This window comes from Pseudomonas sp. JQ170C (assembly GCF_035581345.1).
Taxonomy (GTDB): domain Bacteria; phylum Pseudomonadota; class Gammaproteobacteria; order Pseudomonadales; family Pseudomonadaceae; genus Aquipseudomonas.
The window spans coordinates 1,283,030-1,295,417 of sequence record NZ_CP141608.1; the positions used below are offsets into that span (position 1 = coordinate 1,283,030).

Sequence of the window (12,388 nt, forward strand, 5' to 3'; positions counted from 1 at the left end):
AGGGTGGACGAGTACCAGCAGACGATACGTGCCCTGTCTGACCGCATTGTCCTGGCACAAACCCCGATACGCGTACTCGATGCGGTGAAGTGGGACGACAACATCCGCCAGGGCTTTCTCAAGGCCAAGGGCAAGGAGATGCCGGCGGTGGATCGCGCCTATTATCAGGGGCGGCCGCTGTCGTTCGATTCCAGTGCGGTCAAGCTCGAGTTCCAGAACATCGAGCGCGATATCACCCGCCAACTGGGCCAGTTCAACCCGGTCGGGCAGATCATGCGGCGCATGTGCAAGGAGTACCGCATGGTGGTGCGCATGCTCGAAGCGCGCGGCACCGAGGATTTCGGCCTGATTTCCCAGGAGCTGTACGGGGCGGCGTCCGATGCCTTTCATGCCGGTGATCCGACCCTGGCGGACCTGGGCCTGATGCTTTCGGATTACCTGAACAACATTGATGGCCGTGGCGATCTCAAGGACGAGCCGAAGGACCTGACGGCCAAGCAGGCCGTGGAGATGCTCCAGCGGCGCTTGAACAAAGTGTTCAATGAAGCGGAAGACACCATTCGGGTCTTCGAGTCCGACGGTATCGTTGCCGATGCTGCCGCAGGCGCCGACTACATCAAGATTCGCGCCGATGCCATGTTCAACAGCCGTGACGTGCGTGCCCTCGAAGTCCATGAAGGGCTGGTGCACGTAGGCACCACCCTCAACGGCTTGAACCAGCCGATCTGCACCTTCCTGGCCAAGGGCCCGCCCTCGTCGACCGTGACCCAGGAAGGCCTGGCGATCCTGATGGAGGTGATTGCCTTTGCCTCCTACCCCAGCCGCTTGCGCAAGCTGACCAACCGCACCCGGGCCATCCACATGGTCGAGGAGGGCGCCGACTTCATGCAGGTCTACGAGTTCTTCCGCGCTCAGGGCTTCGGTATGCCGGAAAGCTACGGCAATGCCAGCCGGGTGTTCCGTGGCTCGGTGCCCAACGGGCTGCCGTTCACTAAAGACTTGTCCTACCTCAAGGGCTTCATCATGGTTTACAACTATATTCAGTTGGCCGTGCGCAAGGGCAAGCTCGAACAGATCCCCTTGCTGTTCTGCGGCAAGACCACGCTTGAAGACATGCGCACCCTGCGCCAACTGGTCGATGAAGGCCTGGTGGAGCCGCCCAAGTACCTGCCGGAGCAGTTTCGCGACCTCAATGCGCTGTCGGCCTGGATGTGTTTCTCCAACTTCCTCAACCACCTGAGCCTGGACCGGATTGAAGCCGACTACTCGAACATTCTCTGACCCATGGCGCAGGCCCCTGGGCCTGTTGCTGGTGTTGCTGAGTCTGGGCGGCTGCAGTTCGTTGCTGTTCTATCCGGAGCCGGGCCAGCCGTTCACACCTGAGAAAGCCAGGCTTGAATACCGCGACGTCACCCTGACGGCAGCCGACGGCACGCGCCTGCACGGGTGGTGGCTGCCGGCCAAGCCGGGTGTGGAGGTCAAGGGCACGGTGCTGCACCTGCACGGCAACGGCGGTAACCTGGCGTGGCACCTGGGCGGCAGTTGGTGGTTGCCCAAGCAGGGCTATCAGGTACTGATGCTGGACTACCGCGGGTATGGCCTGTCCCAGGGCAAGCCGGCATTGCCCGAGGTCTATCAGGACATCGCCGCCGCGCTGGACTGGCTGGACAAAGCCCCTGAAGTACAAGGCAAGCCTCAGGTGCTGCTTGGGCAAAGCCTGGGCGGCGCCATGGCCATTCACTACCTGGCCCAGCATCCTGAGCAAGCCCGGCGCTTCAAGGCGCTGGTCTTTGACGGCGTGCCGGCCAGCTACCGCCAGGTTGGGCGCTTTGCCCTGAGCACCTCGTGGTTGACCTGGCCGTTGCAGGTGCCGCTGTCATGGCTGGTGCCGGACGGTGACAGTGCGATTCATTCGATCGCCCGGATCAAGACACCGCCCAAGCTGTTCTTCCACAGCATCGACGACCCGATTGTGCCACTGGCCAACGGCATCCAGTTGTATCAGGCTGCGCCACCACCACGGGTGCTGCAGCTGACCCGGGGCGGTCATGTGCAGACGTTTGGCGACCGTACCTGGCGCCAGGTCATGCTGCGGTTCCTCGACGACCCCGAACATTTCAATGGATTGCGGCGCCTGGCCGAAGTCCCCAATTACCCTGACGAGACGTCACAATGAGTGAAGAACGTAACGCGATTCCCCTGATTATCACCGGTGTGTGCAGCATCATCGGTACTGTCTGTGCCTTGTGGTATTACGGCTACCTGCACTTTGCCAAGCCTGAGGATGCACTGCTGTTGAGCGACTTCACCATGCTCAAGACCGTGCCGGGGGAGGACTACAAGATCTCGCTCAAACCGGCCAACCAGGTAGCCCAGTGTGTCGATGGCGTGCTGGTGCTGTTTGATATGTCGCAGAAGGGCCTGACCGGTGTGCTGGTGGACAGCAAGAAGCAGGCGGTGCGCTGCCTTGGGCAGGAAACGCCGCAGCAGGTCCAGGAATAACGCAATCGCGGGGCAAGCCCGCTCCTACAGGCTTGCCCCGCGATCATTTCATCAATGCGCCTGGCTTACTGTACGCGGCGCCACTGGCTGGTTGTCATTGGAGATCGTCACTTCCACCCGACGATTCTGCGCCCGGCCCGAGGTGCTCGCGTTGTCGGCCACCGGAAACTCCTTGCCGTACCCCTGGGACACGATCCGCGCAGGATCGACCCCAGCCCTCACCAAGGCCATGCGTACCGCAGCCGCGCGGCGCTCAGACAGCGACTGGTTGTAGTTGGCGCTGCCCTTGCTGTCGGTATAGCCCTCGACGATCACCTTGCGGTCAGGGTTTTCCTGGAGGAACTGCGCCAGCTTGGTGACGTTGGGCAAGGCGCTGCTCTTGAGGTTGGCCTTGTCGAAATCGAACAGCACATCGCCAAAGGTCACCAGGGTGCCCCGGTCAGTCTGCTTGGCGTTGAGGCTGTCCTGCAGCTTTTTGATCTGCGCATCGCGGGCATCGAGCCTTGCCTGGGCGCGCTGATCGGAAGCGTTGTTGAGGTTGGCCTCGGCCGTGCGCAGGGCGATGGTCTGCTTGGCCACTTCAATACGCTGGTTGGTCAGGTAGGCGAGCTGATCGACTTTCTTCTCGTCTTGCTTGTCCATGTAGGCCTTGTCGGCCTTGTTCAACGAGTCCTGGGCCTCTTTGGTTTCCAGGGCGGCGACTTTGCTCGACTGTGGGTTGCTCTGCAGGGTCGAGAAGTTGGTCCGGGCCGATTCCAGATTGGCGTTCGGCTGCGTGGAGCAGGCGGCCAGGCCAACGCTCATGGCCAGGAGGGCGGGGATAAAGATGTGTTTACGCATAATGTTCATCCTTTGATCGAATACCAATGCTCGGGTCGACAGCGCAGCCTCACTGGGTGCTGCGCATACCTTCCTCACGCAAGTCCTGGACGCCCTCGTGGGCATCTTTCACAGCCTTCTCGGCCTTGGCGGCCTGAGCCTTGCGCTCGGCAACCCGGGCGTCCCACTCGGCCTGCTCGGCGAGCAGCTTGGCGTCGTCGTACTTTTTGTCGTGCATGGCGATTTCGGCTTGCTTGAGCTTGTCCTGGGCCGCTTTCATTTCCACGGCGGCAAACTCGGTACCGCCGGAACTCACCGCCGCATTGACGGCCGATTGGGTCACGGCGAACTGCTCGGTGGGCGGGTTGCCGGCACAACCGGCCAGGACCAGGCTGCTGCCCAGTGCCAGCGCGGCGAGTTTGAGCCCGCGCAAGGGGGTGGACGGGGTGTTAGCGGTGCGGGTCTTCATAGTGGTCAACTCCATTGGATCACTCCTGATGAACAACGAATTCCGTAACATTCCATTGGCGCGACCCGCCGGTCTCGAGCACTGCCATCAACCCGAGTCCAGGTGGGCTTTGCCATGATGGTTACAGGGTGTGACCGAGGCGTTTTTTCAATAGTTCAGAAAAATTTCCCGCATGATCGCGGCTTTTACTGACTGATCGGTCAGTCGATTTTTTTCGGAACTTTGCAGGCGGGCGGTGGTACGCGAGCGCCCGCGCGGGCGCTCGAAGGATGGAAAAAAGGCGGGGGAAATCAGTGGGTTGATTCGTCCTTGCGGCTGCTCATGTCATGCAGGTAGCGGCGTGACAGGGCAAGAAAACGCGGGGTCGGGCCGATGTCTTCATACAGTGGGTCGCCTTCTTCGTCGGTGGCGATCACCTGGTGGCCCTGCACGTACGGAAAGCTTGCTTCCAGTTCTTCAAGGGCTGCGCCCAACAGTTCGCCCAGCAGCTCTTCCGGGCGGCGCTTGGGGTACATCTCGGTGAGAGCGGCCAGGCGTGCCGCCGACTCCACGTCCAGGTGCAGGACGTGACCGGTAGGGCTCAGGCGGCCTTTGGCGTTCTGTTCCCAGTGCTGGGCAAGCTCGCGGATTTTCATGATCACCTCATCAACGCTATGTACCTGATTTGAGCGTAGCTACTGTGCAGGCTTTGGTCTGCCTTGAAAGCACGACCGGTAGTGGGGCACTCTGGGGCTAGAGCGGTTTTCCAGGAATGCCGGAGACAAGGCTGATGACTGATATCGATGTGCGCTTGCGTGAAGATGTTCATTTGTTGGGTGAGTTGTTGGGGGACACCGTGCGCGAGCAGTACGGTGAAGCGTTCCTGCAAAAGATCGAGGACATCCGCCGCAGTGCCAAGGCGGACCGCAGTGGCAGCGCCGAGCAGTTGAGTTCGACCCTCGATGACCTGGCAGAAGACGAACTGCTGCCGGTGGCACGCGCCTTCAACCAGTTCCTCAACCTGGCCAACATCGCTGAGCAATACCAGTTGATACGCCGTCGCGATGCCGGCCAGGCCGATCCCTTCGAGGACCGGGTGCTGCCCGAGTTGCTGGCGCGGCTCAAGGCCGAGCGGCACGGCGACGATGCCCTGGCGCGTCAGCTGGGCAAATTGAACATCGAGCTGGTGCTGACGGCGCACCCGACCGAAGTGGCGCGCCGTACGCTGATCCAGAAGTACGATGCCATCGCCGCACAGCTGGCTGCCCAGGACCACCGCGACCTGATGCCGGCCGAGCGCGAGCAGATCCGCGAACGCCTGCAACGGCTGATCGCCGAAGCCTGGCATACCGAGGAAATTCGCCGCACCCGACCAACGCCGGTGGACGAAGCCAAATGGGGCTTCGCCGTGATCGAGCATTCGCTCTGGCAGGCCATCCCTCATCATCTGCGCAAGGTCGACAAGGCCCTGCATGCCGCCACCGGTCTGCACCTGCCGCTGGAGGCGGCGCCGATTCGCTTCGCGTCCTGGATGGGCGGTGACCGCGATGGCAACCCCAATGTCACTGCACCTGTCACCCGTGAGGTGCTGTTGCTGGCGCGCTGGATGGCCGCCGACCTGTTTCTGCGCGACATCGACGCCCTGGCTGCGGAGTTGTCCATGCAGCAGGCCAGCGAGGCGCTGCGCACCAGGGTAGGCGAGTGCGCCGAACCGTACCGGGTGCTGCTCAAGCAATTGCGTGATCGGCTGCGCGAAACCCGTGCCTGGGCTCACAGCGCCTTGACGGCGCCCCAAGCACCTTCTGCCCAGGTGCTGCACGACAACCACGACCTGTTCGAGCCCCTGCACCTGTGTTTCGAGTCGCTGCATGCCTGTGGCATGGGCGTGATCGCCAACGGGCCGCTGCTCGACTGCTTGCGTCGGGCGGTGACCTTCGGCCTGTTTCTGGTACGTCTGGATGTGCGCCAGGATGCAGCGCGCCACACCGCTGCACTGAGCGAAATCACCGACTACCTCGGCCTGGGCCGCTATGGCGACTGGGACGAGGAGGCGCGCATTGCCTTTCTCCAGCAGGAACTCAACAGCCGCCGCCCACTGCTGCCCAGTTACTTCAAGCCCGAGGCCGACACCGCCGAAGTGCTCGCCACCTGCCGCGAGATCGCTGCGGCGCCTGCGGCGTCGTTGGGCTCGTATGTCATTTCCATGGCCGGGGCCGCCTCCGACGTCCTGGCCGTACAGTTGCTGCTCAAGGAAGCCGGCGTGCTGCGCCCCATGCGCGTGGTGCCGCTGTTCGAGACCCTGGCTGACCTGGACAACGCCGGCCCGGTCATGGAGCGCCTGCTTGGCCTGCCAGGCTATCGCAGCGCCTTGCATGGCCCGCAGGAAGTGATGATCGGCTATTCCGATTCGGCCAAGGATGCCGGAACTACCGCCGCTGCCTGGGCCCAGTACCGCGCCCAGGAAACCCTGGTGCGCATCTGTCGCGAGCAGCAGGTCGAATTGCTGCTGTTTCACGGCCGTGGCGGCACCGTGGGACGAGGCGGCGGCCCGGCGCATGCGGCGATCCTTTCGCAGCCGCCGGGTTCGGTGGCCGGGCGCTTCCGGACTACGGAGCAGGGTGAAATGATCCGCTTCAAGTTCGGCTTGCCGGACATTGCCGAGCAGAACCTCAACCTGTACCTGGCCGCCGTGCTCGAAGCGACTCTGTTGCCGCCACCCCCTCCGCAGCCAGCCTGGCGCGAGCTGATGGACCAGCTGGCCGCGGACGGGGTCAAGGCCTACCGTGGCGTGGTGCGCGACAACCCCGAGTTCGTCGAGTACTTCCGCCAGTCCACCCCGGAGCAAGAGCTGGGTCGCCTGCCGCTGGGCAGTCGGCCGGCCAAGCGCCGTGCCGGTGGCATCGAAAGCCTGCGGGCAATCCCGTGGATTTTCGGCTGGACCCAGACCCGCCTGATGTTGCCGGCCTGGCTCGGCTGGGAGGCGGCACTGACCAATGCACTGGCACGGGGGCAGGGCGAACTGCTGGCGCAAATGCGTGAGCAGTGGCCGTTCTTCCGCACCCGTATCGACATGCTGGAAATGGTCCTGGCCAAGGCCGATGCCGAAATTGCCCGCTCCTACGACGAACGTCTGGTGCAACCACAACTGCGACCTTTAGGTGCACATTTGCGCGACCTATTGTCGCAGGCGTGCCAGGTGGTGCTGGGCTTGACCGGGCAGCCGGTGCTACTGGCGCACAGCCCCGAGACCCTGGAGTTCATCCGCTTGCGCAACACCTACCTGGACCCGCTACATCTATTGCAGGCGGAGCTGCTGGCCCGCTCCCGTGTGCGCGAAGCCGCTCTGGATAGCCCGCTGGAGCAGGCCTTGCTGGTCACGGTGGCCGGTATTGCAGCAGGTTTGCGCAATACCGGTTGAAGGGGGCGGAACGGTCGCCGATGGGTGTCGCAAGGAGGGGAGATTGCTTGCAAAGCAATAGGTTGCGCTCGGCGCAACCTGTGCTTTGTGCAGCCGATGTGAGTGGTTTTTTCCGACTTTCGACCGCTTGTGTGGCTTGAAGGCGCTGTGTATCTTGAGCAGCCTTTTGACCGATTTGTGGTCATTACCCAAATTCCGGACTTGGCCCTCTGCGCCGACTCCATTGATTTGCTTACAAAAATGAGGAGCACAATATGCGCGTGATTCTGCTGGGAGCTCCCGGGGCCGGTAAAGGTACTCAGGCAAAGTTCATCACCGAAAAATTCGGCATTCCGCAAATCTCCACTGGCGACATGCTGCGCGCCGCTGTCAAGGCCGGCACCCCGCTGGGCCTGGAAGCCAAGGCGATCATGGACGCTGGCAAGCTGGTTTCCGACGAGCTGATCATCAACCTGGTCAAGGACCGCATCGCCCAGCCTGACTGCGCGAACGGCTTCCTGTTCGACGGTTTCCCGCGCACCATTCCTCAGGCTGAAGCCCTGGTAACCAATGGCGTCGAGCTGGATGCCGTGATCGAGATCGCCGTCGAAGACGAAGAAATCGTTCAGCGTATTGCCGGTCGCCGCGTTCACGAAGGTTCCGGCCGCGTCTACCACGTGGTCTACAACCCGCCGAAAGCGGAAGGCAAGGACGATGTCACTGGCGAAGCGCTGGTTCAGCGTAAAGACGACACCGAAGAAACCGTGCGTCATCGCCTGGCGGTCTACCACGAGCAGACCAAGCCGCTGGTGGACTTCTACCAGAAGCTGTCGGCTGCCAATGGCGGCAAGCCTGCCTATGCACACATCGAAGGCGTGGGCTCGGTTGAAGCCATCACCGCCAAGGTGCTGGCTGCATTGAGCTGATTGACGCTCGGTAGTGCAGACAACGGCCCGCTTGCGGGCCGTTGTTGTTTATAATGCCGCTCTTTTTTCTTACGCCTGGATACACCGATGACCACCTTGTTGGCCCTGGATACCGCCACTGAAGCCTGCTCTGTCGCCTTGCTGCATGACGGCAAGGTTTCCAGTCACTACGAGGTGATCCCGCGCCTGCACGCACAGAAGCTGCTGCCGATGATCCAGCAACTGCTGGCGGATGCCGGCACCACGCTGGCGGCGGTCGATGCCATTGCCTTTGGCCGTGGGCCGGGTGCCTTCACCGGTGTGCGTATCGCCATCGGCGTGGTCCAGGGCCTGGCCTTTGCGTTGGAGCGGCCGGTGTTGCCGGTGTCCAACCTGGCGGTACTGGCCCAGCGGGCCCTGCGCGAGCAGGGCGTGCACCAGGTGGCCGCCGCCATCGATGCGCGCATGGATGAGGTGTATTGGGGCTGCTATCAGGACGTTGGCGGTGAAATGCGCCTGGTGGGCAGCGAAGCGGTGCTGCCCCCGGAGCAGGCCGTTTTGCCAGCGGATGCCAAGGGCGACTGGTTTGGTGCAGGCACCGGCTGGGGCTACGCCGAGCGTATCCCGGTGGCCCTGAGCGGCCAGGATGCAAGCCTCTTGCCCCATGCCCAGGACTTGCTGACCCTGGCCACCTTCGCCTGGCAGCGCGGCGAAGCCATCCCCGCCGACCAGGCCCAGCCGGTATACCTGCGCGACAACGTGGCCACGCCAAAAGCGCGTTGAGTGCAGCTCGTCGGTTATTCCCAGGGCAAATAAAACCTTTTGCCTAGACTGTGGTCCAGTTATCAGTCGGGGATTAGCGAAGGATCTCTGATGCTGTTAAATTGCCATCAATGGTCCTGAGTAGATCGCCATGCGCATCGACGGATTTTCCTCACAGTCCTATCCCATCAAGCGTACCCCGCGCAAAGCGCCGGCCCGCAGCGATGACGTGGACGAGGATCTGCCCGGCGAATACGAGGTGCAGCCTCAGGCCAGCACTGGCCAGGCGCGTACCGCTGGATTGCCCGCCCGCCCGCAGGACATGATCTTCCCCCGCGCCTGCAACAAACGCACAGCCAAGGCCCTGGCCAGCTACCTGACGACTGCAGGCTTCGTGGATTGGGAGATGGAAGTGCTGGGGCTGGACCTGTACATTTGATGGATGAGTCTGTCCACGCTTCCCTATTTTCTCGGTTGCCCGTCCTGGAGTGAAAACGCCTGGCGCGAGTACCTGTATCCCGCTGACGCCAAGAGCGGCGAATTTCTAAGCCTCTACAGCCAGGTGTTCAACGCCGTAGAAGGCAATACCACCTTTTATGCCCGCCCGGCCCCGGCGACCATCGAGCGCTGGGCTCAGATCATGCCTGCGCACTTTCGCTTCACCGCCAAGTTTCCCGGCGATATCAGCCATGGCGGCGACCTGCACGGGCAACTGACGGCGGCACAGACCTTCATTGAACTGCTCAAGCCCCTGGGTGCACGGGTCGCCCCCTATTGGCTGCAACTGCCGGCGACCTTCGGGCCGGCGCGGTTGGGGGAGCTGGTGACGTTTCTCGATGAGGTCGACGTGCCCATTGCCGTCGAGGTGCGCAACCAGGCGTTCTTTGCCAAGGGCGATGAGGAGCGGTTGCTCAACCGCCTGCTGCTCGACCGTGGCGTAGAGCGCATCTGCCTGGACCCGCGGGCACTGTTCAGTTGCACCTCTCGTGATCCGGGCGTGCTCCATGCCCAGTCGAAAAAGCCGCGGGTGCCACCGCGCCCCACCGCCTTCAGCCAGCACCCGCAGGTGCGCTTCATCGGCCACCCGGAACTGGCTGCCAATGAGCCCTTTCTACTGCAATGGCTGGACAAGGTTGCTGCCTGGATCGAGGAAGGTCGCAGCCCCTATGTTTTCCTGCATACTGCCGATAACCGCCTGGCCGCGGCCCTGGCGCAGCGTTTTCATCGGGGTTTGATGGAGCGCCTGCCGGGACTTGCGGCCTTGCCTGAACTGGACAGGACGCCTGAGGCCGAACAGCTCGGCCTGCTTTGAACGCGTCCTGCCGCCTGCCCGGGAGCCGTGATCATGGATGTACAAACCCTGCGTGCCGAAGCCTTCAAAGCCCTGCATGAACGTGACACCGCTTTCGTCATCCCCAATCCCTGGGATGCCGGCTCCGCCAAGCTGCTGGCGAGCCTGGGGTTCGAGGCGTTGGCGACCACCAGCGCAGGCCTGGCGTTCTCATTGGGGCGCCCGGACGCCGAAGGGGCGCTGAGCCTGGATGAAACCCTGGACAATGCCCGCGCCATCGTCGATGCGACCGCCTTGCCGGTGGCCGCGGACCTTGAGAACGGTTTCAGCGATGACCCCAAAGGCTGCGCCGAAGCGATCCTCCAGGCCGCGCAGGCGGGCCTGGTGGGCGGCTCTATTGAAGATGCCAGCGGCAACCCGGATGAACCCATCTACAGCTTCCACCATGCCGTGGAGCGGGTTGAAGCGGCCGTGGCCGCGGCCCGTAGCCTGGACTTTCCTTTCACGCTCTGCGCCCGTGCCGAGAACCTGCTGCACGGGCGCCTGGACCTGGACGACACCATCGGCCGTTTGCAGGCGTTCGCCGAAGCGGGGGCTGACGTGCTCTATGCCCCGGGCCTGCGCACTGCCGAAGAAATTCGGGCCGTGGTCCAGGCGGTGGCGCCCAGGCCGGTGAACGTGCTGATGGGGCTCGCCGGCGTGCAGTTGAGCGTCAATCAGTTGCAGGACCTGGGCGTGCGGCGCATCAGTGTCGGTTCTTCCATGGCCCGCGCGGCCTACGGGGCGTTCTACCGGGCAGCGCAGGAGATCCAGGACCAGGGCAGCTTCACCTTTGGTGAACAGGCGCTGCCGTTCGCCCAGTTGAACCAGCTGTTCAGGCGCTGATCTGCCATGGGCAAGGGCCTGCTGCTGTGCCTGTTGCTGGTGGCGGCAGGCGTTGTCGCCTGGTACCAGGGCGTGCGTGTGCTGGACGCCTGGAACCCCTGGGCCGTGCTCGATGTGCGCCAACCGCCCAATCTGCTGACGGCGTACAAGCTCGGTCGTTTGCAGGATGATCCGCAGCGCTGCGCCCAAGCGCTGGCCACCTCCGGTCTACGCTATCGCCCGCAGGCTGACAGCGCTGCCCAGGCGCCCTGTCCGCTGGAAAATGTGTTACGCGTCGAAGGCGGCGCGGCGCGCCTGAGCAGCAGTTTTCTGGCCAGTTGCCCGCTGGCGGTGGCCTATGCATTGTTCGAGCGTCATGCCTTGCAGCCGGCGGCCCAGCGCGCTTTTGCCCAGCCGGTGGTGCAGGTCGATCACCTGGGCAGTTTTGCCTGTCGCAACGTCTACAACCGCAAGGACGGTCGGCTCAGCCAGCACGCCACAGCCAACGCTCTGGATATCGCCGGGTTTCGCCTGGCCGATGGGCAGCGGATAAATCTGCTGAAGGACTGGCGCGGCGAGGGCGCCAAGGCGCAGTTCTTGCGTGAGGTGCATGCGGGGGCTTGCGACAGCTTCAATACGGTCTTGGGGCCGGACTACAACGCCGCCCACCATAACCACTTTCATCTGGACATGGGCTTCTGGCAGGTGTGCCGCTGACTCAGGCGGCGATCCGTACGTTGTTCAGCACTACAGGCCGCGCCCAGCGGCTGTCGAAATCCAGGGCTGATTGCTGGGCCGCCAACGTGGGCTCGTCAAAGGGCTCGGCGGCCTTGTCCAGCAGGTCCAGCTCGAACTCGGCGATCGGCAGGTACAGCGGCTTCGGTGTGGGGCCAGGGCCGGGCTCTGGAATCGGATGCCCCTGGCTCATGACCACCGGGCGCACCCAGGTGTTGCTGATGTCCAGCTGGCGTTGCTGTTCGATCAGCTCGGCATCGCTATAAGGCGGGGCGAGCTTCTCCAGCAGTTCCGGTTCAAATTCGGCAATCGGCAGGAACAGGGGTTCGGGCGGGGCGATCTCGGTGTCCAGCACATTGCACAGGCGCTGGTTGTGGATGTGCGCCAGTACCTGGCTGCCGCCCAGCGGCTCGCCGGTGTGCTTGTCGTACTGCTCGATGACGGGGCTGTCACTGTCGCCGTCTTCACCTTGTTGCTCGGCCAGGGCGCGGGCAAAGAAGTCCTGCCACAGGTGGCTGACGCCACCCAATGCCTGGGTGTTATGCCGCCCGTAGTTGCCGACGGGCGATAAATAACCTGAGCTGAGCTGAAGAATGTCGGTCATGGCAGTCGCAGGCGCTGAAGGTCTGGCAAAATAGCGAATACTTCGTATATCGGCCGTGGCC

Annotated in this window: 14 protein-coding genes; 10 read left to right on the top strand and 4 right to left on the bottom strand. The window is 63.1% G+C overall.

All coding sequences use genetic code 11. The features are described 5' to 3' along the window. Window positions 1-3 precede the first annotated feature (3 nt). Genes U9R80_RS05815 through U9R80_RS05825 form a run of 3 tightly spaced genes read left to right on the top strand, consistent with a single transcriptional unit; the run spans window position 4 to window position 2,502 of the window. Window positions 4-1,281 (top strand): flavohemoglobin expression-modulating QEGLA motif protein, encoded by a 1,278-nt coding sequence (locus U9R80_RS05815; protein ID WP_301837263.1) that lies wholly within the window; start codon window positions 4-6, stop codon window positions 1,279-1,281. Then, window positions 1,253-2,176, top strand: a complete 924-nt coding sequence (locus U9R80_RS05820) for an alpha/beta hydrolase (RefSeq protein ID WP_301837262.1) — start codon at window positions 1,253-1,255, stop codon at window positions 2,174-2,176. The genes U9R80_RS05815 and U9R80_RS05820 overlap by 29 nt, the downstream gene beginning before the upstream one ends. Next, a complete protein-coding gene (locus U9R80_RS05825) occupies window positions 2,173-2,502 on the top strand; it encodes a hypothetical protein (RefSeq protein WP_301837261.1) in 330 nt (109 codons plus the stop codon). Before U9R80_RS05820 ends, U9R80_RS05825 begins: the two co-directional genes overlap by 4 nt. 51 nt (window positions 2,503-2,553) lie before the next feature. On the opposite strand, the gene U9R80_RS05830 is transcribed toward U9R80_RS05825, so the two are convergent. From U9R80_RS05830 to U9R80_RS05840, 3 genes are all read right to left on the bottom strand, one after another. Then, on the bottom strand, window positions 2,554-3,342 hold the full coding sequence (locus U9R80_RS05830; RefSeq protein WP_301837260.1) for an OmpA family protein: 789 nt from the start codon (window positions 3,340-3,342) through the stop codon (window positions 2,554-2,556). Window positions 3,343-3,391: 49 nt separating this feature from the next. After that, a complete protein-coding gene (locus U9R80_RS05835; RefSeq protein ID WP_301837259.1) occupies window positions 3,392-3,805 on the bottom strand; it encodes a DUF4398 domain-containing protein in 414 nt (137 codons plus the stop codon). 275 nt (window positions 3,806-4,080) lie between these two features. Continuing rightward, window positions 4,081-4,425, bottom strand: a complete 345-nt coding sequence (locus U9R80_RS05840; RefSeq protein ID WP_028942957.1) for a hypothetical protein — start codon at window positions 4,423-4,425, stop codon at window positions 4,081-4,083. Between the two features lie 134 nt (window positions 4,426-4,559). On the opposite strand from U9R80_RS05840, the gene ppc reads away from it, so the two are divergent. The 7 genes from ppc (at window position 4,560) to U9R80_RS05875 (ending at window position 11,705) form a co-directional block, all read left to right on the top strand. Further along, window positions 4,560-7,187 carry a phosphoenolpyruvate carboxylase gene (gene ppc, locus U9R80_RS05845; RefSeq protein WP_301837258.1) on the top strand — a complete coding sequence of 876 codons (2,628 nt, stop codon included), beginning with the start codon at window positions 4,560-4,562 and terminating at the stop codon, window positions 7,185-7,187. Window positions 7,188-7,441: 254 nt separating this feature from the next. Continuing rightward, the gene (gene adk, locus U9R80_RS05850; RefSeq protein ID WP_301837257.1) at window positions 7,442-8,092 is read left to right on the top strand and encodes an adenylate kinase; all 651 of its coding nucleotides are present in this window, start codon (window positions 7,442-7,444) and stop codon (window positions 8,090-8,092) included. A gap of 87 nt (window positions 8,093-8,179) precedes the next feature. Next, entirely contained in the window at window positions 8,180-8,854 is a 675-nt protein-coding gene (gene tsaB / locus U9R80_RS05855) for a tRNA (adenosine(37)-N6)-threonylcarbamoyltransferase complex dimerization subunit type 1 TsaB (RefSeq protein WP_301837256.1), read from the top strand. A gap of 130 nt (window positions 8,855-8,984) precedes the next feature. After that, on the top strand, window positions 8,985-9,272 hold the full coding sequence (locus U9R80_RS05860; RefSeq protein WP_301837255.1) for a hypothetical protein: 288 nt from the start codon (window positions 8,985-8,987) through the stop codon (window positions 9,270-9,272). A gap of 3 nt (window positions 9,273-9,275) precedes the next feature. Continuing rightward, window positions 9,276-10,145 carry a DUF72 domain-containing protein gene (locus U9R80_RS05865; RefSeq protein WP_301837254.1) on the top strand — a complete coding sequence of 290 codons (870 nt, stop codon included), beginning with the start codon at window positions 9,276-9,278 and terminating at the stop codon, window positions 10,143-10,145. A gap of 33 nt (window positions 10,146-10,178) precedes the next feature. After that, entirely contained in the window at window positions 10,179-11,009 is an 831-nt protein-coding gene (locus U9R80_RS05870) for an isocitrate lyase/PEP mutase family protein (RefSeq protein WP_301837253.1), read from the top strand. 6 nt (window positions 11,010-11,015) lie between these two features. After that, window positions 11,016-11,705: an extensin-like domain-containing protein gene (locus tag U9R80_RS05875; RefSeq protein ID WP_301837252.1), complete on the top strand. Its 690-nt coding sequence runs from the start codon at window positions 11,016-11,018 to the stop codon at window positions 11,703-11,705. Between the two features lies 1 nt (window position 11,706). Here the strand turns inward: U9R80_RS05875 and U9R80_RS05880 are convergent, their stop codons facing one another. Further along, complete coding sequence (locus tag U9R80_RS05880) at window positions 11,707-12,327, bottom strand: energy transducer TonB (protein ID WP_301837251.1); 621 nt, start codon at window positions 12,325-12,327, stop codon at window positions 11,707-11,709. Window positions 12,328-12,388: the final 61 nt, after the last annotated feature.